Here is a 22,612-nt window from a genome sequence, read left to right as displayed (position 1 = left end):
CCCGGATCCGGACCTGGTGCCGGTGGCCCCATCGCGCGCGTGGGTCGAGGAGATCCGCGGCGGGCTGCCCGAGCAGCCGCTGGCCCGCCGTAACCGGCTGAGCGAGGAGTGGGGGATCACCGCGTTCGACATGCAGTCGATCCTCAACGCCGGTGCCATCGACCCGATCGTCGCCACGATCGACGCCGGTGCCGACGCGACCTCCGCCCGCAAGTGGTGGATGGGTGAACTCGCCCGCAGCGCCAACGAGTCCGGCAAGGCGCTCGACGAGCTGCCCATCACGCCGGAGCAGGTCGCCCGGGTCACCGCGCTGGTGGCCGCCGGCGACCTGAACGACAAGCTGGCCCGCCAGGTCATCGAAGGCGTCCTCGCAGGCGAGGGCACCCCGGACGAGGTCGTCGAGAAGCGCGGCCTGAAGGTCGTCTCCGACGACGGCGCCCTCACCACCGCCGTCCAGGAGGCCATCGCCGGCAACCCGGGCATCGCCGACAAGATCCGCGGCGGCAAGGTGGCAGCGGCCGGCGCCCTGGTCGGCGCGGTCATGAAGGCCACCCGGGGCCAGGCCGACGCGGCCCGCGTCAAGGAACTGATCCTGGAGCAGCTGGGCGTCAGCGAAGGCTGATACGGCCGTAGGAAATCAGCCGTAGGAAATCAACAGCCCTGGGGGGATGCATCGGTTGCGATGCATCCCCCCAGGTGTGTCGCCGTGTGTCGCATCGGAGTCAGAGGCGGCGGCCCACCACCCGTACGAAGCCCAGCGTGCGCCCCTCGTCGGCGCGCACCAGTTCCACCGACTCACGCGCCATGTTCGCCATCCAGTCGTAGGGACTCTCCTCGGCGCACACCTCGCTCCACAGCAGCCAGTCCTTCCAGCCGTCGGGCTGCCAGTCGGCGGTCTCGACCTCCACTGTCCCGCCGCGGGTCCAGTGGCGGCGCCACCAGGCGGGGGAGTGGAAGGCCCAGAAACCGGGGTCCCAGAAGGGCTTCAGGTGCTCCGGTGGTTCGTCGCCCTCCAGTTCCTCCCGGAGGGCGGGGACGACGATCCCGATCCGGCCGCCCGGCTTCAACAGCCGGGTCAGGGTGGGCAGATAGAGGTCGGCGGTGCCGAAGTACTGATAGGCGTCGATCGACACGATCGCGTCGAACGTGCCGTCCCCGAAGGGGAGATCGTGTGCCTCCACGTGCAGGGGCAGCACGCGGTCGGCGACGCCCGCCTCGGCGATCCGTACGGCGTTCTCGTCGGGCTTCACCCACAGGTCGGCCGCGGTGACCTGGACGTCGTACTCCTTGGCGAGGAAGACGGAGGTCATGGCGCGTCCGCAGCCCAGGTCGAGCACGCGCGCGCCGGGGCGCAGGGTGTCCAGGCCGAGGGCCGGGGCCAGCCATTCCAGCAGCCACAGGGCGTGCGGGCCCATCTGGTTCTCGATGGTCCAGCGGGCGTCGTAGCCGTTGCTGCGCGGGTGGCGGGGGTGGGTCAGACGGTCGGTCAGGTCGGTGTCGGTCATCGGTGAACGGGCTCCTCCGGTTCTGCGTAGCTTCTTGTGGGAGAGCAACGAGATTGTGGAGGACGTCGGTTGGCCGCGCACCAGGTTTCTCAGGCGGAGGGGCTACGCTCGCCCGCCATGGACGGACGCGGAGATTCCGAGGTACCGGACTTCGGGGATTCGGCACTGGACGCGCGGCGGGCCCGCTGGACGGCGGCCCTGACCGGTGCCGTGCTGGCCCTCGCGGGGGTGGCCGCGGCGGCGCTGCGGGCCAGTGGGTCCGCGCCGGCGCTCGTCCCGGCCGCCTATGCCCTCGGCGCCGCGGTGTGCGCGCTCGCGTCGGTGCTCGGGTCCAGGGGGCGTACCAGGCGGGCGCTTTGGCTGTTGGTCGTCGGGGCGATGGTGATGGCGCTGGGAGATCAGTTCGACTGAGGCGAGAGCCGAGGTGACAGAGTTGCCGTTACTGTCCTGTGATCTGGCTCGCACTCCGGTGAACAAGGGCGTGAACGCGATAAACGATCACTTTCGGCTGCAAGAGTGGGCCTCGCATTGCTCATGCGTTCTTTGCGGGCTGTTCATCCCTTGAACGAGGATTCCCGGTCAAAGATCCTCAATTCGCCATCCCCGGGAGCACGTTCGTGGCAGCCCTTGCACGCTGGTGTGTTCGGCACCGCCTCGTCGCCGTCCTGTTGTGGCTCCTCGCGTTCGGCGGGATCACCGCGGCCGCGGCCGTCACCGGCTCGGCGTACTCGAACGACTACGAGGCCCCCGGCACCGAGTCGGGCCGCGCCACCCAGCTGCTCAAGGAGGGCTTCCCGGGTCTCGGCGGCGACAGCGACACCGTTGTCTGGCACACCTCGCCCGGCGCCGTCCGCGCCCCCGACGTCGAACAGACCATGACCGGCGCCCTGGACAGGATCGCGAGCCTGCCCGGAGTTGCCTCCGTGGTCAGCCCCTACGACGGCCAGGGCGCGGGCCGGATCAGCGCCGACGGGCGGACCGCGTACGCCACCGTCACCTTCGCGCACCAGGCCGAGGACATCGACACGTCCGAGGCACAGGCCGTCGTCAGCGCCGCCAAGGCCGTCGAGACCGACGGGCTCCAGGTCGAGTTGGGCGGCAGCGCCATCGCGCTCACCGAGGCGTCGAGCGGGCACACCGCCGAGATCGTCGGGGTCGCCGTCGCCGCCCTCGTGCTGTTCCTCGCCTTCGGGTCGCTCGCCGCCTCGCTCCTGCCCATCGGCACCGCACTGGTGAGCGTCGGCACCGCGTACGCGGCGATCGTGCTGCTCGGGCACGCCATGACCGTCGCCGACTTCGCACCCATGCTCGGCATGCTGATCGGGCTCGGCGTCGGCATCGACTACGCGCTGTTCATCGTGACCCGGCACCGGCGCGGGCTGAAACGCGGACTGTCCGTCACCGAGGCGGTCACCAACGCCGTCGTCACCACCGGGCGCGCGGTCGTCTTCGCGGGCGCCACCGTGTGCATCGCCCTCCTGGGGATGCTGATCCTGCGGCTCGGCTTCCTCAACGGGGTCGCGATCGCCGCCTCGTTGACGGTGGTGCTCACCGTCGCGGCCTCCGTGACGCTTCTCCCGGCCCTGCTGTCCTTCATCGGCCCGCGCGCCCTCAGCCGCCGCGAACGGCGCAGGCTGGCCGAGCACGGGCCCCAGCCGGAGCTGCCCACCGGCCTCGCCGCCCGCTGGTCCGCGTTCGTCGAGCGCCGGCCCAAACTGCTCGGCACCCTCGCCCTCGTCGTCATGGCCGTCCTCGCGCTGCCCACGCTCGCGCTCCACCTGGGCACCTCGGACCAGGGCAACGACCCCAAGTCGTCGACCACGCGCCAGGCCTACGACCTCTTGGCGGATGGCTTCGGGCCCGGCGTCAACGGCCCGCTCACCCTCGTCACGAAGATCGACGGCGCCGAGGACAGGCTCACCCTCGACAACCTCGACGCCACCCTGCGCACCACCGAGGGCGTCGCCTCCGTGACCCCGGTGACCTACGACAGCAGTGGCTCCACCGGGTACTTCTCGGTCGTCCCGGACTCGGCACCGCAGTCACAGAGGACCAGCGACCTCGTCGACCGGCTGCGCACCGAGGTGCTGCCGCGGGCCGAGACGGGCACCTCGCTCGACATCCACGTCGGTGGTGTGACGGCGAGCTACGACGACTTCGCCGACGTGATCGTCGGCAAGCTCCCGCTGTTCGTCGGGGTCGTCATCTCGCTCGGCTGTGTGCTGCTCCTGCTCGCCTTCCGGTCGATCGGCATCCCGCTCAAGGCCGCCGCGATGAACGTCGCCGCCGTGGCCGCCGCCTTCGGAGTCGTCGTCGCGATCTTCCAGTGGGGCTGGGGGAGTGAGTTCCTGGGCCTCGGCAGGGCCGGGCCGATCGAACCCTTCCTCCCCGTGATCATGGTGTCGGTCCTTTTCGGGCTCTCCATGGACTACCAGGTCTTCCTGGTGAGCCGGATGTACGAGGAATGGCTGGAAACCGGCGACAACCGCCGTGCCGTCCGCGTCGGCCTCGCCGAGACCAGCCGGGTGATCAACTCGGCCGCCGTCATCATGATCTCGGTCTTCCTCGCCTTCGTGCTCAGCGGCGACCGTGTGATCGCCATGTTCGGCATCGCCCTCGCGTCCGCCGTGGCCCTGGACGCGTTCGTGCTGCGCACCCTCCTGGTGCCGGCCCTCATGCACCTCCTGGGCGGCGCCAACTGGTGGCTGCCCCGCGGCCTCGACCGCCTCCTGCCCCGCATCAGCATCGAGCCCCCCGAGTGCCGCGCCGCCCATGAGAGGCTGGCCGCCGCGACGGACGCCGAGGTGGCGGACGTCCTGGCGAAGGAGCAGGAGCAGGATGTACGCGATATCCCTGGGTGACGACGGAGCCGAACTGCGTCCCCTGGAGCCGTGGCACGCCGAGGAGTTCCTCGCGCACCTGGACCGCGGCCGGGAGTTCATCGGACAGTTCATCGCCTTCGGGTCCAAGGAGACGGACGTCGAGTCCGCGCGGGCCATGCTCCAGCGCTACGCCGACCTGCGCGCCGCCGACAGCGGGTCCCTGCACGGCATCTGGCTGGACGGGAAGCTCGTGGGCGGGGTCCTCTTCCTGAACTTCCACGCCGACCAGGGCAACTGCGAGGTCGGCTGCTGGCTGGAACCCGCCGCTGCCGGGCACGGACTGATCACGCGCGCGATCCGGATCCTCATCGACTTCGCGGTCGAGCAGCGCGGTATCCACCGCGTCGAATGGCATGCCGCCGCGGGCAATGAGAAGAGCCTGAATGTTGCCCGCCGCATGGGCATGACCAGGGACGCGGTACTCCGTGAGACCCACCCCCACGGAGGCGTACGGCACGACATCGAGGTGTGGTCCGTGCTCGCCCCCGAGTGGCGCGAGGCACGCGCGCGTGCGCCACACAGCGATCATTAAGGAACTTCTCAGACTTCACCCCTACCGTGCGCATCATGGGTACCAAGACTGTTGACGAGGCCGCGAACGAGGCCACCGAGGTGAAGAGCGACGCGGAGACCGTCGATGTCACCAAGACCGACGAGGAAGTGACCGCGACGGAAGCCGAGAACGAAGAGGCGAACAAGGCCGCGAACGAGGTCGAGCACGAGGACGACCTCACCGAGGAGGAGTACGCCGCCGAGCTCGCGAAGCTCAAGGCCGAAGGCCCCTCCGGCGTCGGCCAGGGCGCGGCCGCGGTCGTCTCCGCGGCGCTCGGCTTCATCTCGCTCTCCGGCGGCTGGATCGGCACCGTCGCCGCCGCCCGCGAGACCCTCGTGGGCCAGCTCCACACCGCCTCCACCGCGAGCGTGTCCACACAGATCAAGGAGGTCTACGGCGACGCCTGGCACACCACCGCGCTGTGGGCCGGCATCTTCGCGCTGGTCGGCGCGCTCGTGGGCGTCGCGGCCATCGTCCGCCCCGCGTTCGGCACCCCGGGCAAGCCGCAGGCCACCTGGATCAAGTCGGTCGCCTGGGCGGGCGTCGCGCTCGGTGTCGTAGGACTGCTCCTGGCCGTCCTCAAGTACACCGACGTCCTGCTCAGCCTGCCCTCGGCCAGCTGACGACGGGTTCGCGTCACCGCACGTACATCAGGGGTCTTAGGGCCTTCGTAAGCACCTTACGAAGGCCCTAAGACCCCTCACGCACGTCTAAGGCCCGCCCGGCCCCGCAAGATGCGGAACTCTCCCGATGTGGCGGACCCCCCTTGGAGACGAAGGTTGAGGCATCGCAGAAAGCGAAGCCGAAAACCGCCTCTTACCAAGGGACTTGAGATGTACGAGTACGAACTGCACCAGATCCTTTCCGCCGAGATGCGCCGGCAGGCCGCGAACGAGCGCCTGGCCCGCGAGGCCGTGCGCGGCGCCCGTGCCGCCCGCCGTGAGCAGGCCCGGCGGACCCGGCAGGCCGCCGAGGGGGAGGTGCATACCGAACGCCCCCGCAGGCACCTGTTCGCCCGCGCGTCGTGACCGTCCGGGCCCGGGAGGACGGCCGCACGGCGCCCGCCCGGCAGGTCCGCGGGGCGCTCCTCCCCGCGGCCGCCCTCCCGAAAACCGGTGCCGCGTTGTCAGACCCGCGTGACATGCTCGCAAGCGTGGAGACCAGGTCCGTCAGTCCGGTCTTCGTCGGCCGCGCCGACGAACTGGACACGCTGAACGATGCGCTCGCCCGCGCCGCCGCGGGCGAGCCGCAGGCGCTGCTGCTGGGCGGCGAGGCAGGTGTCGGCAAGACCAGGCTCGTCGAGGAGTTCGCCACCGCCGCCTGCCGTCGGGGTGCCGTCGTCGCGCTCGGCGGCTGTGTCGAGATCGGCGCGGACGGACTGCCCTTCGCCCCGTTCTCCACGGCCCTGCGCGCGCTGCGCCGCGAACTGCCCGACGAGCTGTCCACCGCGGCCGCCGGCCAGGAGGAGGAACTCGCCCGGCTGCTCCCGGAGTTGGCGGAGACAGCCACCTTCCAGCGGGCCGGCCGCCACGACGAGGAGGGCATGGCCCGCCTCTTCGAACTCACCGCACGCCTCCTGGAGCGCGTCGCCGCCGACCGCACGGTCGTCGTCGCCCTGGAGGACCTGCACTGGGCCGACGCCTCCACCCGCCACCTCCTCGCCTACCTCTTCCGCACCCTGCGCACCGGCCGCCTCGTCGTCCTCGCCACCTACCGCGCCGACGACATCCACCGCCGCCACCCACTGCGCCCCCTGCTCGCCGAACTCGACCGGCTCCGCACGGTCCGCCGCATCGAACTGGGCCGCTTCAACCGGCAGGAAGTGGGCCGCCAGATCGCCGGCATCCACGCCGCCGAACCGGACCCCGCCCAGGTCGACGAGATCTTCGAACGCTCCGACGGCAACGCCTTCTTCGTCGAGGAACTCGCCGTCGCCGCCCACGACGGCTGCCGCACCAGCCTCACCGACTCCCTGCGCGACCTGCTCCTCGTCCGGGTCGAGTCGCTGCCCGAGAGCGCCCAGCGGGTCGCCCGGATCGTCGCCGAGGGAGGCTCCACCGTCGAGTACCGGCTGCTCGCCGCCGTCGCCCGGCTCGCCGAGGACGACCTCATCGAGGCCCTGCGGGCCGCCGTCGGCGCCAACATCCTCCAGGCAGCGCCCGGCGACGACGGCTACCGCTTCCGCCACTCCCTGGTCCGCGAGGCCGTCGGCGACGACCTGCTGCCCGGCGAGCGCTCCCGCATCAACCGCCGCTACGCCGAGGTCCTGGAGGCCGACCCGACGCTCGTCCCGGCCGACCAGCGCGTCATGCGGCTGGCGAGCTACTGGTACCACGCCCACGACGCCGCCAAGGCCCTCCCCGCCGTCCTGGACGCCTCCGTCGCGGCCCGCGGCCGGCACGCCCACTCCGAGCAACTACGGCTCCTGGAGCGGGCGATGGAGCTGTGGGACACCGTCCCCGACGACGTACGCGCCGGGCTGCGCCCCGTCGACTACACCGAGGTGTACCCGCCCTGCGGCTGCGACCCCGAGGCCACACCCCTGCGCTACCTCGACCTGATGGCCGAGGCCGCCGTCGCCGGGCGGCTGAGCGGGGAGCGCGAGCGCGCCCTGAAGATCACCAAGCGGGCCCTGCACCTCCTGGAGGACGAGGGGGACCCCCTGCGGGCCGCCTGGTTCTGGGTGCAGCGCTCCGTCCTCGTCCGGTCCCAGGCCCGCGGCGACGGCTGGCCGGAACTCGCCGCCGCCCAGGAGTTGGTCCGCGGGCTGCCGCCCTCCGAAGTGCACGCGGAGGTCCTCGCCAAGGTCGCCGGCTGGTCCATGGTCCATGTGCCGGGACCCGACGCCTACGTGGCCGCCGAGCGCGCGGTCGAGTACGCGCGCATGGTCGGCGCCCGCGAGATCGAGATGGACGCCCGCCTCACCCTGGCCGGCCTCATGGTCGCCTCAGGCGACGTCGAGGCGGGCCTCGCCGAACTGGTCGAGGTGAACGAACGCACGGTCGCCGAGGGCATCTCCATCGTCGCCGGCCGCAGCTATGTGAACCTTCCCTCCTCCCTCCAGACGGTCGGCCGCTCCCGCGAGGCCGTGCCCATCCTGGAGGCGGGGCTCGCCTTCGCCAAGAAGTTCGGCCAGTTCGACAAAGAGGCCTGGATCTGGGGAAACCTCGCCGAATCCCTGTTCTCCCTGGGCCGCTGGGACGAGGCCGCCGAGGCGGCGACCAAGTCGGAGCGAGTGGACCAGAGCGCCAAACCCCGCGGCTTCCACGCCCGAATCCGCGCCGAACTCGCGCTCGCCCGCGGTGACTTGGCGGAGGCCCGCCGCCAACTGGCCGCCGCCCGCGAGCACTTCGGCACCCATGACGTCGCCCCCCAGCACCATCTGCCGCTGGAGCGGATCGAACTCCAGGTCGCCACCGCCGAAGGCCGCCTCCTCGACGCCCGCGCCATCCTCGAACTCGTCCTGGACTCCGGCTTCCGCCCCGGCACGTACTTCGAGGCCTGGCCCCTGCTGGTCACCGCGGCCGTCGCCGAGACCCAGGCCGTCGGCCTGCCCGTCGCCGACCCCGGCCGCCCCAAGATCCTCGAACGCATCCGGGAGGCCGCCAAGCCGGTCGCCACCAACGTCCCCGTCTGGCAGGCCCACGAACGCTGGCTCCGCGCCGAACTCCTGCACGCCGAGGGCCGCTCCACCCCGGACGACTGGTCCGAGGCGGTCGTCGCCTTCGAATGCCTCGACCGCCCCTACGACCTCGCCCGCGTCCGGCACCGGCTGGCCGAGGCGCTGCTGTCCGACCCCGACGGAGGTGACGAGGGGCGGGATCGCGTCACGGAACTGCTCCGCCTGTCCGCCGCCGTCGCCGACCACCTCGGCGCCCGCCCCCTCGCCGACTCCGTCGCGCTGCTCGCCCAGCGGGCCCGGCTGACCCTCACGAAGGTCCCGGCGGGGAGAGCGGTCCCCACCGCCCCGGCCGACCCCGTCGAGGCGCTCGGTCTCACCAGCCGGGAGCGGGACGTCCTGCGCCTGGTCTCCGCCGGCCGCACCAACCGGCAGATCGCCGAGGAACTCTTCATCTCACCGAAGACCGCGAGCGTCCACGTCTCGAACATCCTCGGCAAGCTCGGTGTCTCGGGCCGGGGAGAGGCGGCGGCCGTCGCTCACCGGCTGGAGCTGTTCCCGCCCGACCCGCTCACCGCGCCCTCGGCGCGATGAGTCGTACGCTGTAGGGGACCGGCACAGGGGAGGCGCCGTGTTCAACATGTTCGAGGAGTTGTTCTCACCGGGCCGCAAGCACACCCAGGACGAGGCCAACCGGCTTGAGCTGACCAGGGTCGACGTCGCCGACGGAGACCCCGGGCGCGGGCCGATAGACCTGGAGTCCGGCAGGGTGGTCGTCCGCATGCCCGATCCCGATCCCGACCGAGAGTCCGCTTCCGAGGGTGATCCCGAATTTGCTCCCCCTCCGGAATCCGTGCCCGAGGCCGCTCCCGACCCTGAGTCCGACCCGAAGTCTGCTCCCGACCCTGAGTTTGACCCGAAGTCCGCTTCCGATCCCGAGTCCGTTCCGGAGCCGGAGTCCGCTCCCGATCCTGAGTCCGCTCCGTCGCCTGGGCCCGCCTCGCCCGGGCCCGCCTCGCCCGGGTCCGCTCCGTCGTCTGGAACTACGGCGCCCGGGTCCGCGCCGTCCGGAACTACGTCACCTGAATCTCCAGAATCCGGTCGTCGCCCGACTTAGGCGTGCCCCGGCCGTCCGTGTTGCTCGTGACGAGCCACAGCTTGTCGTCGCCGGCCGACACCACCGTGCGCAGCCGGCCGTACTCGCCGGTGAGGAAGGCCTGCGGGGCGGCCGACGCCTTGGTGCCGTCCAGCGGGATGCGCCACAGGCGCTGGCCCTTCAGCCCCGCCATCCATATGGAGCCCTCGGCATAGGCGATGCCGCTGGGGGAGGCGTCGTCCGTGTGCCACTGGGTGATCGGGTTGTGGTACTTGGGGTTGTTGCCCTTGCCTTCCGCGTTCGGCCAGCCGTAGTCGTCGCCCGGCGCGATCGCGTTCAGCTCGTCCCAGGTGTCCTGGCCGAACTCCGAGGCGAACAGCCGCTGCTTGGAGTCCCAGGCGAGGCCCTGCACGTTGCGGTGGCCGTAGGTGTACACCGGCGAGTTCGGGAACGGGTTGCCCGGCGCCGGGTCGCCCTCCGGGGTCAGCCGCAGGATCTTGCCGCCGAGGGACTTCTTGTCCTGCGCGAGGCCACGCTGACCGCTCTCGCCCGTGCCCGCGTACAGCATGCCGTCCGGGCCGAAGGCGATCCGGCCGCCGTTGTGGATGTAGCCCTTGGGGATGCCCTTGAAGATGGTGTCGGGCGCGCCCAGCTGCTCACCGGCCGGCTTCTTCTCGTCGTACAGCACGCGGACGATGCGGTTGTCCGAGGCCGAGGTGAAGTACGCGTAGATCATGTGGTCCGAGGCGTAGTCCGGGGAGAGCGCGATGCCGAGGAGGCCGCCCTCGCCCGCCGGGGAGACCCCGGACACCTTGCCCAGCTCGGTCTTCTTGCCGGTCTTCTCGGCGATCCGGGTGATCGTGCCGTCGTCGCGGGAGGAGACGAGGAGGTTCCCGTCGGGCAGCGGGGCGAGGCCCCAGGGCGTCTTCAGACCCTCGGTGACCGTGCGCACCACCTTCACGGTGCCCTTGGCGGGCGGGGTCTGTGCGGCGGCCTGCTGGGAGGGCGAGGACCCCGTCGCCGTACCGCTGCTGCCGGACGACGTACTCGTGCCGTCGCCCGGGGATCCTCCCCCGTCGGAGGAGCAGCCGGCCGTCAGCAGGAGTGCGGTCACGGCCAGCGCGGCCGACACAGCTCGACGTTGCACGATCAGGTCCTTTCGACGGGCGGGTACTCACCAGGGGGTACGGAGCGCTCTTGTGGTGGGCTCACGGCCGGGCCCTGCGGCTGGTTCTACTTTTCATACACCGCTCGCGCCGCCCGGGTTCCCGATCACCGCGCACCGACACACGATCGAGCCGTCGGGTGCGAGAAGACGGGGCGGTGATCGGGGCCGGGTGCTGGGAAGTTGGGCCGCCGGGCGGTCCCAAGGCCCCGCAGGCTAGTGCGCAGGTCGGTCTCAAGGCCCGCAGGCCGGCGCGCAGGTCGGTCCCAAGGCCCGCAGGCCGGTACACAGATCGGTCTCAAGGCTCCCTGAGCCTGCAAGGCGGTCGGTCTCAAGACCCCGGAAGCCCTCATAGCCAATCGGTCCCAAGGCCCCCAGAGCCCGCAAGGCAGTCAATTTCAAGGCCCCGGAAGCTCGGCAGCCAGTCCGCCCCGAAGTCCCGGAATCGGCACCGCAGTCAGTCTCAAGGTGATCGGAAGCCGGGCAAGCTGTCAGTCTCAAGGTGACCGGATGCCGGGCAAGCTGTCAGTCCCAAGGCGACTGGGAGCCGGGCAAGCTGTCAGCCCCACGGCGACCGGGAGCCGGGCAAGCTGTCAGTCCCAGGACCCCAGCGTCGCCCAGCAAGCTGTAAGTCCCAGGACCCCAGCGTCGTCCAGCAAGCTGTAAGTCCCAGGACCCCAGCGTCGGCCAGCAAGCCGTCAGTCCCAGGACCCCAGCGCCGCCGGCAGTTCCGCCACCTCCGCAAGATCCTCCGCCGTCAGCCGCAGCCCCGCCGCCCCCGCGTTCTCCGTCACCCAGCGTTCCTGCTTGGCGCCTGGCACCGGCACGACATGCGGCCCCTGCGTCAGCACCCACGCCAGCGCCACCTGTGCCGGGGTCACCTCCGACCCGTGGCGACGGGCCACTCGCCGCAGGCCGGCCACGATCGGCTGGTTCGCGGCGGTCATCTCGGCCGTGAAGCGGGGGTGGCGGGCGCGCAGGTCGTCCGGTTCGAAGCCCTCGCCCGGGGTCAGGGTGCCGGTCAGGAAGCCGTTGCCGAGCGGCATCGCCGCGAGGAAACCGACACCTCGTGCCGCACACCAGGGCAGGAGCGCGTCCAGTGCCTCCGGTGACCACACCGACAGCTCGGCCTGGACCGCTGTGACCGGGAACACCTGTTGCACGCGCTGGAGTTGGCGGATCGTTCCGTCATGAAGGCGTGCCTCGGGTCGGCGTGCGGAGCGGGCGCCTACCGCGCACATCCCCAACGCCCGTACTTTTCCGGCCTGTACGAGGTCCGCCATCGCGCCCCAGGTCTCCTCGACGGGGACCTCGGGGTCGGCGCGGTGCAGTTGGTAGAGGTCGATCACGTCCGTCTGCAGGCGGCGCAGCGACGCGTCGCACGCGCGTTTCACATAGCCGGGGCGGCCGTTGGCCACGATGTGCTGTTCGCCGACCAGCAGGCCGACCTTGGTCGACACGAACGCGTCCGCGCGCCGCTCCTTCAACACCCGCCCCAGTAACAGCTCGTTGGTGAACGGGCCGTACATGTCGGCGGTGTCCAGCAGCGTCACACCCAGATCGAGCGCCCGGTGCACGGCTCTGACCGACTCGTCGCCCCGCCGCCGCGACCCGCTGTAGGCCCAGTGCATCGGCATGCAGCCGAGTCCGACGGCCCCCATCGCGAGTGCCCCCGCGCCGATCGTCCTGCGCTCCACCTGCTCGTGACCCTCCCTCTCCTGGCCCTCAAACCTAACCTCTGCACACGCGCGTGCCTGACATAGCCTCCTGACCATGACCAATGACGTGTGGCTGCCCATCCCGCCGGAGGAGATCGAAGGACTCCCCGAGGGCCCCAACTACCTGTTCTGGGACGGGGGTGAGGACGGCGGTCAGGAGTTCCCCGGTGATCCCGCGGACTGCGTCCTATACGTCGTGCCGTACATGAAGCGTCATCCCGTGAAGACGCGACCGCTGGAGCGCATGCGGAATCTGCAGGTGATCCAGACGCTGACCGCCGGGATCGACGACATGACCGCGAACCTCTCGTCCATCGTCCCGGGGGTGCGGCTCTGCAACGCGCGCGGAGTGCACGAGGCGAGCACCGCCGAGCTCGCGCTCGCCCTGACGCTCGCCTCGTTGCGGGGTATCCCGGGGTTCGTGCGGGCGCAGCAACAGGAGCACTGGCAGGGGGACTTCCATCCGGCGCTCGCCGACCGGTCCGTCCTCATCGTCGGCTACGGGGCCATCGGGTCCGCCATCGAGGACCGGCTCACTCCCTTCGAGCTCGCGCGGGTGGCGCGGGTGGCGCGCTCCGCGCGTACCACCGCGCGCGGGCCGGTGCATCCACTCGCCGAACTGCCCGCCCTGCTACCGGAAGCGGACGTCGTCATCCTCTCCACGCCCCTCGACGAGAGCACCCGTCACCTCGTCGACGCTGAGTTCCTGGCCCGGATGAAGGACGGTGCGCTGCTGGTCAACGTGGCCCGCGGTCCCGTCGTGGACACCAAGGCGCTGCTCGCGGAGCTGGAAAGCGGCCGTATCACCGCGGCGTTGGACGTCACCGACCCCGAACCGCTGCCCCAGGGACACCCGTTGTGGCACGCGCCCGGCGTGCTCATCAGTCCCCATGTCGGCGGGCCCACCTCGGCGTTCCTGCCGCGCGCAAAGCGTCTGGTTGTCGACCAGTTGGGACGATTCGTGAACCGGCAGCCGCTGCGCAACGTGATCCTTACGACGGGCGAGCCGGGGAACTAGCCGCAACAGGGCGGTAATCCGCTTCCGGTACCCTCCGCAACCTTCCGGAAGCGGGGCGTGTGCGCATCTCCGCTGGTCGTCACGGAGCGTAGAGGAACTATGTCCCTGAGTGACGAGACTGGTGTATCGTCCCGGCAGGGGCTGCGCCGCGCACCGTTCGGCGCCGGGGATGGACATTTCAGACTGTGAGGGGGGCGACGGGCGATGCACGGCCTATGGACGAGCGATCCGACGCGGCGGGGCCGCCGACGGCGACCCTGGCGCACCGCCGCGCACAGACGCGGCCACCAAGACGGCCACTGCGGTCACGGCAGTCATGGCGGTCGCGGCGGGCATCACGGCAACCACAGCCATCCTCACCGCAGGCACAACAGCCGCCGAAGGCACGCTCATTCAGCGCACCGGGGCCCGCGGGACCCGGGAGCGACGCGGACCGGGAGGGACCGGTGAGCGCGCCACCGTCTCCGACGACCACCCTCAACGGGGCGCTCCGGGACCGGACTTCGCCGGGAGCGCGGCAGCCACTACCGCCGGGAACCGGCGGTGGAGGGAGCCTGGTCCAGCAACTCGTCCTGGCCCTGGTGTGCGCGGGATACGCCGTCGGTTCCGCGCTCGACTGGGGGTCCGCCCAAGTCGCCCTGATCATGGGCGACTTCGGGCTCAGCGCGGCGGCCGGTACCGCCGCCGTCTCGTGCTTCCTCTACGCGCGAAGCCGCCGTATCCGCTTTCGACCCGCCTGGCTGCTGTTCTCGCTCTCCTCGGCGATGGCGGCGCTGGGCAACGGAGTCTGGGGGTGGTACGAGGTCGTGCTCGAACGTCCCGTGCCCAGCCCCAGCTTCGCCGATCTGTTCTTCCTGTGCTTCGCGCCGCCCGCCATCGTCGGGCTCCTGGTCCTCGCCAAACGGCCTGTCACCAAGGCCGGTTGGGTCTGTCTGGCGCTGGACGCCTGGCTGATCGGGGGCTCGCTGCTCACGCTGTCCTGGAGCCTCGCGCTGGCCCAGGCCGCCAAGTTCGACGGGCCGAGCGTGGCCCACACGGCGCTGTCGCTGGCGTACCCGCTGCTCGACATCGCTCTCGTCAGCATGGTGCTCGCACTGCACTTCCGGCGCTCCTCGGTCAACCGCACCGCGGTGAACACCGCGATCGGCGCGCTGGCCCTGACGGTGATGTGCGACGCCCTGTTCACCTCGCCGCTGCTCCACAACAACTACCACTCGGGCCAGTTGCTCGACGCGGGCTGGTTCGCCGGCTCGCTGCTCCTCGCGTACGCGCCGTGGGCCACGCCCCGGCACGCCCAGCCCGAGGACGACGGGCACACGCGCGTGGTGCACGAGCACCGGCCCGGACAGCGGACCGGCGTCCAGCAGCAGCCCCCCGCGCCGGGCGCCGATCACGGGCGGTATCCGGCCACCCGGCCCATCGCGGGTTCGCTGGCCGCGCTCACCCCGTATCTCGCCGCCGCCGTCTGCACGTTGGGGGTTCTCTACAACGTCCTCAACGGCCGCAGCCCCGACCGCGTGGTGCTCATCACCGCGGGCTGCGTGGTGCTCGCCCTCGTGGTGCGCCAGGGCATCATGCTGCTCGACAACATCACCCTCACCCAGGAGCTGGCCCAGAAGGAGAACCACTTCCGCTCCCTGGTGCAGGGCTCCAGCGACGTCATCATGATCGCCGCCCCGAACGGCATCCTCCGCTACGTCTCCCCGGCCGCCGCCGGTGTCTACGGCAAGGCCGCGGAGGAACTGGTCGGGACCGAACTGGCCTCGCTCATCCATCCGGAGGACCTGGGCTGCGTGGTGCACGAGGTGCGCCGCTTCCTCACCGCCAGCCCCCTCGATGAACCCACCACCCGCATCGAGTGCCGCTTCCGCTCCGGCGGTGGGGGCACCTCCCGCTCGAGCGAAGCCGAGAGTGGGGGAGGCTGGCTGAACGTCGAGTCGACGGTCAACCGCCACCACGGCGGCCTGATCTTCAACAGCCGGGACGTGACCGAAAGAGTGCGCCTCCAGGCGCAGTTGCAGCACAACGCCGAGCACGACCCGCTCACCGACCTGCCCAACCGCGCGCTGTTCACCAAGCGCGTCCAGCAGGCCCTGTCCGGCCGCCGCTCCACCGACCGCGGCACGGCCGTCCTCTTCATCGACCTCGACGGCTTCAAGGCCGTCAACGACACCATCGGCCACCAGGCCGGCGACGAATTGCTCGTCCAGGCCGCCCACCGGCTGCACGCCGCCGTCCGGCACGGGGACACCGCGTCCCGGCTCGGCGGCGACGAGTTCGCGGCCCTGATCGTCGGCGACGGCACCCGGGACCGCGCCGCCCGCGAGCGGCACATCATGGAACTCGCCGACCGCCTGAGGATCACCCTGTCCCAGCCGTACCTCATCGACGGCAACGATGTCCGCGTCGCCGCCTCCATCGGCGTCGCCTTCGCCGAACCGGGCCTCGGCGCGGGGGAGTTGCTGCGCAACGCGGACCTCGCGATGTACCGCGCCAAGGGGGCGGGCAAGGGCCGCGTCGAGCTGTACGCCCCACAGATGCAGCAGGACGTCGTACGGAAGGCGGAGCTGGCCACGCGGCTGCGGGCCGCACTGCACGACGGCGAGTTCGCGCTGCTGCACCAGCCCGTGGTGTCGCTGGTGGACGGCCGGATCACGTCGGTCTCCACGCAGGCGCGCTGGCGGTCGTCGCAGGGAGTGCTGTTCACGCCGGCCGAGTTCCTGCGGGTGGCCGAGGACAGCGACAAGACCGCCGAGCTGGGCCGCTGGATGCTGGAGGAGGCCGTGGAACAGGCCGCCGAGCGCACCGCGACCGGGCTCGCCGTGTCGGTCGCCGTCCGCATAAGCGCTCGGCGGCTGCTGGACCGCTCGATGCCGCTCGGCTCGATCGAGGCCCTGCTGACCCGGCACGGGCTGCCGTCCGGTTCGCTGGTGATCGAGCTGTCCGACACCGATCCGAGGGTCTCCCTGGACGAGCTGGAGCGCCGCCTGACCGCGCTCAGGCGGCTCGGCGTCCGGATCGCCCTCGACGGCTTCGGGAGCGGCTACGCGGCCATCACGACGCTACGGCGGCTCCCTGTCGACGTACTGAAACTGGACCGCAGTCTGGTCGAGGGCGTCGTCGAGTCCGCGCGGCTGCACAAGATCACCAGTGGGCTGCTGCGGATTGCCTGCGATCTCGGGCTGCAGTCCGTGGCCGACGGGGTCGATCTGCCCGAACAGGTGGTCGCCCTGCGCGCGATGGGCTGCACGCACGGGCAGGGCATGGCGTTCTCCGCGCCGCTGGACGAGTACCGGCTGCGCCGGGCCCTGTCGCGCGGTCACTATCCGGTGCCGCACGGCCCGGCCGAGCCCGTGTTCGCGGGCGGCGGCGCGGGGGTGTACACCGGTGGTGTGCCCGTCGTTCTCAGGGGTGGAACGGCCCTCCGCTCACATAATGAGACTCCCGTCCCACCCACTTGACAGTCGGTGCGTGCCGGGGGGAGGGTCAATGCCATGCGCACCCGAATTCTCGTACTTGGAAAGCGCGTCGGCTGAAGCTGGTGACGTCCGGACGGACCCGGAACTCCCAGCGACCGCACCCGGCGCGCTCCCCTCGCTTGCCTCACGGCACGAGGGGTTTTTTGTTGCACAGGCACCAGTCGTGCAGCAGCAGAACCCCGCACAAACCTCGCAAAAACCCTCAGCATCGAGAAGAGAATGACGATGACCGAGCAGGCCTCCGGGGCCCATCCGCAGCCGCGGCCCCGATCCGGAGGACATCAGTCCGCCCCCGAGCACGTCACGGGTGCGCAGTCCCTCATCCGCTCTCTTGAGGAAGTCGGGGCCGACACGGTATTCGGCATCCCCGGCGGTGCGATCCTTCCGGCGTACGACCCGCTGATGGACTCGACGCGGGTGCGTCATGTGCTGGTCCGCCACGAGCAGGGCGCGGGCCACGCGGCCACCGGTTACGCGCAGGCCACCGGCAAGGTCGGCGTCTGCATGGCGACCTCGGGCCCCGGCGCCACCAACCTGGTGACCCCGATCGCCGACGCGCACATGGACTCGGTGCCGCTCGTGGCGATCACCGGGCAGGTCGCGTCGAAGGCGATCGGCACGGACGCCTTCCAGGAGGCGGACATCGTCGGCATCACGATGCCGATCACCAAGCACAACTTCCTGGTCACCAAGGCAGAGGACATCCCGCGCGTCATCGCGCAGGCCTTCCACATCGCCTCCACCGGCCGGCCCGGCCCGGTGCTGGTCGACATCGCGAAGGACGCCCTCCAGGCGAAGACCACCTTCTCCTGGCCGCCGGTCATGGACCTGCCCGGCTACCGCCCGGTGACCAAGCCGCACGCCAAGCAGATCCGCGAGGCCGCCAAGCTCATCACCGCCGCGAAGCGGCCCGTCCTCTACGTCGGCGGCGGTGTCCTCAAGGCACACGCCACCGCCGAGCTGAAGGTCCTCGCGGAACTCACCGGAGCGCCCGTCACCACCACCCTGATGGCGCTCGGCGCATTCCCCGACAGTCACGAGCTGCACGTGGGAATGCCGGGCATGCACGGTGCGGTCACCGCCGTCACCGCGCTGCAGAAGGCCGACCTGATCGTCGCCCTCGGAGCCCGCTTCGACGACCGCGTCACCGGCAAGCTGGACAGCTTCGCCCCGTACGCCAAGATCGTCCACGCCGACATCGACCCGGCGGAGATCGGCAAGAACCGCGCCGCCGACGTGCCGATCGTCGGGGACGCCCGCGAGGTCATCGCCGACCTGGTGCAGGCCGTGCAGAAGGAGCACAGCGAGGGTCACACCGGCGACTACAGCGCCTGGTGGAAGGACCTCAACCGCTGGCGCGAGACGTACCCGCTCGGCTACGAGCAGCCCGACAACGGCTCGCTCTCCCCGCAGCAGGTCATCGAGCGCGTCGGCCAACTCGCCCCGGAGGGAACGATCTTCGCGGCGGGCGTCGGCCAGCACCAGATGTGGGCCGCGCACTACATCCAGTACGAGAAGCCGGCGACCTGGCTCAACTCCGGCGGCGCCGGGACCATGGGCTACGCGGTCCCGGCCGCGATGGGCGCCAAGGCCGGCGCCCCGGACCAGACGGTCTGGGCGATCGACGGCGACGGCTGCTTCCAGATGACCAATCAGGAACTCACCACCTGCGCCCTGAACAACATCCCGATCAAGGTCGCCATCATCAACAACGGCGCCCTCGGCATGGTCCGCCAGTGGCAGACCCTGTTCTACAACCAGCGCTACTCCAACACCGTGCTGCACAGCGGCCCGGAGGCGGACGGCAAGCAGCCGAGCGCCGGCACCCGCATCCCCGACTTCGTCAAGTTGTCGGAGGCGATGGGCTGTTACGCGATCCGCTGCGAGTCCCCCGACGACCTCGACAAGTGCATCGAGGAGGCGAACTCGATCAACGACCGCCCCGTCGTGATCGACTTCATCGTCCACGAGGACGCCATGGTGTGGCCGATGGTCGCGGCCGGCACCTCCAACGACGAGGTCATGTTCGCCCGGGACGTCCGCCCCGACTTCGGCGACAACGAAGACGACTGAGCGAGAGAGACGAAAGAGAAATGTCCAAGCACACGCTCTCCGTCCTGGTCGAGAACAAGCCCGGTGTCCTCGCCCGGATCACCGCCCTGTTCTCCCGGCGAGGCTTCAACATCGACTCCCTCGCCGTCGGAGTCACCGAACACCCCGACATCTCCCGCATCACGATCGTGGTGAACGTGATCGAGGCGCTGCCCCTCGAACAGGTCACCAAGCAGCTCAACAAGCTCGTCAACGTGCTGAAGATCGTCGAACTGGAGCCGGGTGCCGCGGTTCAGCGCGAACTCGTTCTGGTGAAGGTGCGCGCCGACAACGAGACGCGCTCCCAGATCGTCGAGATCGTCCAGCTGTTCCGCGCCAAGACCGTCGACGTCTCCCCGGAGGCCGTCACCGTCGAGGCCACCGGCTCCAGCGACAAGCTGTCCGCCATGCTCAAGATGCTGGAGCCGTACGGCATCAAGGAACTGGTCCAGTCCGGCACGATCGCCATCGGCCGCGGCGCCCGCTCCATCACCGACCGCTCGCTGCGCGCGCTCGACCGGTCCGCGTAACCCCTGGAAACGGGCGGCCGGCAACCGTCGGCCGCCCGCATTCCGAGACCCGGAAACTTCACCTCCCGCCGCCGTCATACGGTGGGACGCAACACCTGCACACCAAGGAGAGAACCCAAAGTGGCCGAGCTGTTCTACGACGCCGACGCCGACCTGTCCATCATCCAGGGCCGCAAGGTCGCGGTCATCGGCTACGGCAGCCAGGGCCACGCCCACGCGCTGTCGCTCCGTGACTCCGGCGTCGACGTGCGCGTCGGTCTGCACGAGGGCTCCAAGTCCAAGGCGAAGGCCGAGGAGCAGGGCCTGCGCGTGGTGACGCCGTCCGAGGCCGCCGCCGAGGCCGACGTCATCATGATCCTGGTGCCGGACCCGATCCAGGCCCAGGTCTACGAGGAGTCCATCAAGGACAACCTCAAGGACGGCGACGCGCTGTTCTTCGGCCACGGCCTGAACATCCGCTTCGACTTCATCAAGCCGCCGGCCGGCGTCGACGTCTGCATGGTCGCCCCCAAGGGCCCGGGCCACCTCGTCCGCCGCCAGTACGAGGAGGGCCGCGGCGTTCCGTGTATCGCGGCCGTCGAGCAGGACGCGACCGGCAACGGCTTCGCGCTCGCGCTGTCGTACGCGAAGGGCATCGGCGGCACCCGCGCCGGCGTCATCAAGACGACGTTCACCGAGGAGACCGAGACCGACCTGTTCGGTGAGCAGGCCGTTCTCTGCGGTGGTACGGCCGCGCTGGTCAAGGCCGGTTTCGAGACGCTGACCGAGGCCGGCTACCAGCCCGAGATCGCGTACTTCGAGTGCCTCCACGAGCTGAAGCTGATCGTCGACCTCATGTACGAGGGCGGCCTGGAGAAGATGCGCTGGTCCATCTCCGAGACCGCCGAGTGGGGCGACTACGTCACCGGCCCGCGGATCATCACGGACGAGACCAAGGCCACGATGAAGCAGGTCCTCGCCGAGATCCAGGACGGGACCTTCGCGCGTGAGTGGATGGCCGAGTACCACGGTGGCCTGAAGAAGTACAACGAGTACAAGCAGAAGGACGCCGAGTCCCTGCTGGAGACGACCGGCAAGCAGCTCCGCAAGCTGATGAGCTGGGTCGACGAAGAGGCGTAGGTCCTGGGGCCGAGGGGCCGGAGCGAGCGCTCCGGCCCCTTTGTCCAACCCGTCCAGCCTCGGACGGGTGATCCTTCCGCAGAGGCGCAGGACGACTGTCGGAGCGCCACTACACTGCCGTACTAATACGCGTCAGGCCCACAGCGTCGTGCGTCTCCGCGGCTAGCCCCTCCACCGCCTGCGGCCGTCGGGACGGCCGTCCGCACGCAATGGACTTGTGAGGACTCACGTGAGCTCGAAACCTGTCGTACTCATCGCTGAAGAGCTGTCGCCCGCGACGGTGGACGCCCTCGGCCCGGACTTCGAGATCCGGCACTGCAACGGCGCCGACCGGAGCGAACTGCTCCCCGCGATCGCCGACGTCGACGCGATCCTGATCCGCTCGGCCACCAAGGTCGACGCCGAAGCGGTCGCCGCCGCACGGAAGTTGAAGGTCGTCGCACGAGCCGGCGTCGGCCTCGACAACGTCGACGTCTCCGCCGCCACCAAGGCCGGCGTGATGGTCGTCAACGCCCCCACCTCGAACATCGTCACCGCCGCCGAGCTGGCCTGCGGTCTGCTGCTGGCGACCGCACGCCACATCCCGCAGGCCAACGCCGCGCTGAAGAACGGCGAGTGGAAGCGCAGCAAGTACACGGGCGTCGAGCTCGCCGAGAAGACCCTCGGCGTCGTCGGCCTCGGCCGCATCGGCGCGCTGGTCGCGCAGCGCATGTCCGCGTTCGGCATGAAGGTCGTCGCCTACGACCCCTACATCCAGCCCGCGCGGGCCGCCCAGATGGGCGTCAAGGTCCTGTCGCTGGACGAACTCCTCGAAGTCTCCGACTTCATCACCGTGCACCTGCCCAAGACCCCGGAGACGGTCGGTCTGATCGGCGACGAGGCGCTGCGCAAGGTCAAGCCGACCGTGCGCATCGTCAACGCCGCGCGCGGCGGGATCGTCGACGAGGAGGCGCTGTACTCCGCGCTCAAGGAGGGCCGCGTCGCCGGCGCCGGCCTCGACGTGTACGCGAAGGAGCCCTGCACGGACTCCCCGCTCTTCGAGTTCGACCAGGTCGTCTCCACCCCGCACCTCGGCGCCTCCACGGACGAGGCGCAGGAGAAGGCCGGTGTCTCGGTCGCCAAGTCGGTGCGCCTCGCCCTCGCCGGTGAACTCGTCCCCGACGCGGTGAACGTCCAAGGCGGCGTCATCGCCGAGGACGTCAAGCCGGGCCTGCCGCTCGCCGAGAAGCTCGGCCGCATCTTCACCGCGCTCGCGGGCGAGGTCGCGGTCCGCCTCGACGTCGAGGTCTACGGCGAGATCACCCAGCACGACGTCAAGGTGCTCGAACTCTCCGCGCTCAAGGGCGTGTTCGAGGACGTCGTCGCGGAGACCGTGTCGTACGTCAACGCCCCGCTGTTCGCGCAGGAGCGTGGCGTCGAGGTACGGCTGACGACCAGCTCCGAGTCGGCCGACCACCGCAACGTCGTCACCGTGCGCGGCACGCTCGGCAGCGGCGAGGAGGTCTCGGTCTCCGGCACGCTCGCCGGGCCCAAGAACCTGCAGAAGATCGTCGCGGTCGGCGACTACGACGTCGACCTCGCGCTCGCCGACCACATGGTGGTGCTGCGGTACGAGGACCGTCCCGGGGTTGTCGGCACGGTCGGCCGTGTCTTCGGTGAGGCCGGGATCAACATCGCGGGTATGCAGGTGTCGCGGTCGGTGGCGGGCGGCGAGGCGCTGGCCGTGCTGACCGTCGATGACACGGTGGCCGCGGGTGTGCTGGCGGAGGTGGCCGAGGAGATCGGGGCGACGTCCGCCCGCTCGGTGAACCTGGTCTGAGGCTGAGGTCTTCTGGGG

The 22,612-nt window shown here is 70.5% G+C and carries 16 protein-coding genes and 1 pseudogene; 14 read left to right on the top strand and 3 right to left on the bottom strand.

From position 1 onward, the window contains the following. A pseudogene (locus ACFWP5_RS37740) lies at window positions 1-622 on the top strand (Asp-tRNA(Asn)/Glu-tRNA(Gln) amidotransferase GatCAB subunit B); the annotation flags it as partial. Between the two features lie 100 nt (window positions 623-722). Here ACFWP5_RS37740 and ACFWP5_RS37735 read toward each other — a convergent pair. Then, on the bottom strand, window positions 723-1,505 hold the full coding sequence (locus tag ACFWP5_RS37735; protein WP_384167385.1) for an SAM-dependent methyltransferase: 783 nt from the start codon (window positions 1,503-1,505) through the stop codon (window positions 723-725). A 117-nt stretch (window positions 1,506-1,622) separates the two neighbouring features. Between ACFWP5_RS37735 and ACFWP5_RS37730 the strand changes: the two genes are divergently transcribed. The 7 genes from ACFWP5_RS37730 (at window position 1,623) to ACFWP5_RS37700 (ending at window position 9,676) form a co-directional block, all read left to right on the top strand. Further along, window positions 1,623-1,916 (top strand): hypothetical protein, encoded by a 294-nt coding sequence (locus ACFWP5_RS37730; protein WP_384167382.1) that lies wholly within the window; start codon window positions 1,623-1,625, stop codon window positions 1,914-1,916. A gap of 206 nt (window positions 1,917-2,122) precedes the next feature. Beyond that, a complete protein-coding gene (locus ACFWP5_RS37725) occupies window positions 2,123-4,366 on the top strand; it encodes an MMPL family transporter (RefSeq protein ID WP_384167379.1) in 2,244 nt (747 codons plus the stop codon). Next, window positions 4,344-4,919: a GNAT family N-acetyltransferase gene (locus tag ACFWP5_RS37720; protein WP_384167376.1), complete on the top strand. Its 576-nt coding sequence runs from the start codon at window positions 4,344-4,346 to the stop codon at window positions 4,917-4,919. Before ACFWP5_RS37725 ends, ACFWP5_RS37720 begins: the two co-directional genes overlap by 23 nt. Window positions 4,920-4,954: 35 nt before the next feature. Continuing rightward, window positions 4,955-5,563 carry a hypothetical protein gene (locus ACFWP5_RS37715; protein ID WP_384167373.1) on the top strand — a complete coding sequence of 203 codons (609 nt, stop codon included), beginning with the start codon at window positions 4,955-4,957 and terminating at the stop codon, window positions 5,561-5,563. A gap of 210 nt (window positions 5,564-5,773) precedes the next feature. Beyond that, on the top strand, window positions 5,774-5,968 hold the full coding sequence (locus ACFWP5_RS37710; protein ID WP_384167370.1) for a hypothetical protein: 195 nt from the start codon (window positions 5,774-5,776) through the stop codon (window positions 5,966-5,968). A 113-nt stretch (window positions 5,969-6,081) separates the two neighbouring features. Continuing rightward, window positions 6,082-9,153 carry an AAA family ATPase gene (locus tag ACFWP5_RS37705; protein WP_384167415.1) on the top strand — a complete coding sequence of 1,024 codons (3,072 nt, stop codon included), beginning with the start codon at window positions 6,082-6,084 and terminating at the stop codon, window positions 9,151-9,153. 46 nt (window positions 9,154-9,199) lie between these two features. Beyond that, window positions 9,200-9,676, top strand: a complete 477-nt coding sequence (locus ACFWP5_RS37700) for a DUF6191 domain-containing protein (protein WP_384167412.1) — start codon at window positions 9,200-9,202, stop codon at window positions 9,674-9,676. Here the strand turns inward: ACFWP5_RS37700 and ACFWP5_RS37695 are convergent. Both ACFWP5_RS37695 and ACFWP5_RS37690 read right to left on the bottom strand, forming a co-directional pair. Then, window positions 9,633-10,808, bottom strand: a complete 1,176-nt coding sequence (locus ACFWP5_RS37695; protein WP_384167409.1) for a PQQ-dependent sugar dehydrogenase — start codon at window positions 10,806-10,808, stop codon at window positions 9,633-9,635. The two genes, ACFWP5_RS37700 and ACFWP5_RS37695, sit on opposite strands and share 44 nt — an antisense overlap. 710 nt (window positions 10,809-11,518) lie before the next feature. After that, window positions 11,519-12,517 (bottom strand): aldo/keto reductase, encoded by a 999-nt coding sequence (locus ACFWP5_RS37690; protein ID WP_384167367.1) that lies wholly within the window; start codon window positions 12,515-12,517, stop codon window positions 11,519-11,521. Window positions 12,518-12,593: 76 nt separating this feature from the next. On the opposite strand from ACFWP5_RS37690, the gene ACFWP5_RS37685 reads away from it, so the two are divergent. The 6 genes from ACFWP5_RS37685 (at window position 12,594) to serA (ending at window position 22,594) form a co-directional block, all read left to right on the top strand. Beyond that, complete coding sequence (locus tag ACFWP5_RS37685; RefSeq protein WP_384167364.1) at window positions 12,594-13,556, top strand: 2-hydroxyacid dehydrogenase; 963 nt, start codon at window positions 12,594-12,596, stop codon at window positions 13,554-13,556. Between the two features lie 446 nt (window positions 13,557-14,002). Continuing rightward, window positions 14,003-17,017 carry a putative bifunctional diguanylate cyclase/phosphodiesterase gene (locus tag ACFWP5_RS37680; protein ID WP_384167361.1) on the top strand — a complete coding sequence of 1,005 codons (3,015 nt, stop codon included), beginning with the start codon at window positions 14,003-14,005 and terminating at the stop codon, window positions 17,015-17,017. 237 nt (window positions 17,018-17,254) lie between these two features. Beyond that, the gene (locus tag ACFWP5_RS37675; RefSeq protein WP_384167359.1) at window positions 17,255-19,108 is read left to right on the top strand and encodes an acetolactate synthase large subunit; all 1,854 of its coding nucleotides are present in this window, start codon (window positions 17,255-17,257) and stop codon (window positions 19,106-19,108) included. Between the two features lie 20 nt (window positions 19,109-19,128). Continuing rightward, complete coding sequence (gene ilvN, locus ACFWP5_RS37670) at window positions 19,129-19,656, top strand: acetolactate synthase small subunit (protein ID WP_384167356.1); 528 nt, start codon at window positions 19,129-19,131, stop codon at window positions 19,654-19,656. Between the two features lie 120 nt (window positions 19,657-19,776). Beyond that, a complete protein-coding gene (gene ilvC, locus ACFWP5_RS37665) occupies window positions 19,777-20,775 on the top strand; it encodes a ketol-acid reductoisomerase (protein WP_019068660.1) in 999 nt (332 codons plus the stop codon). Between the two features lie 229 nt (window positions 20,776-21,004). Continuing rightward, entirely contained in the window at window positions 21,005-22,594 is a 1,590-nt protein-coding gene (serA, locus tag ACFWP5_RS37660; protein ID WP_384167353.1) for a phosphoglycerate dehydrogenase, read from the top strand. Window positions 22,595-22,612: the final 18 nt, after the last annotated feature.

The sequence above is a fragment of the Streptomyces sp. NPDC058469 genome, assembly GCF_042721125.1.
GTDB lineage: Bacteria > Actinomycetota > Actinomycetes > Streptomycetales > Streptomycetaceae > Streptomyces.
Note: the sequence above shows the minus strand (reverse complement) of the source record. Positions and strands in the feature narration are given on the sequence as shown.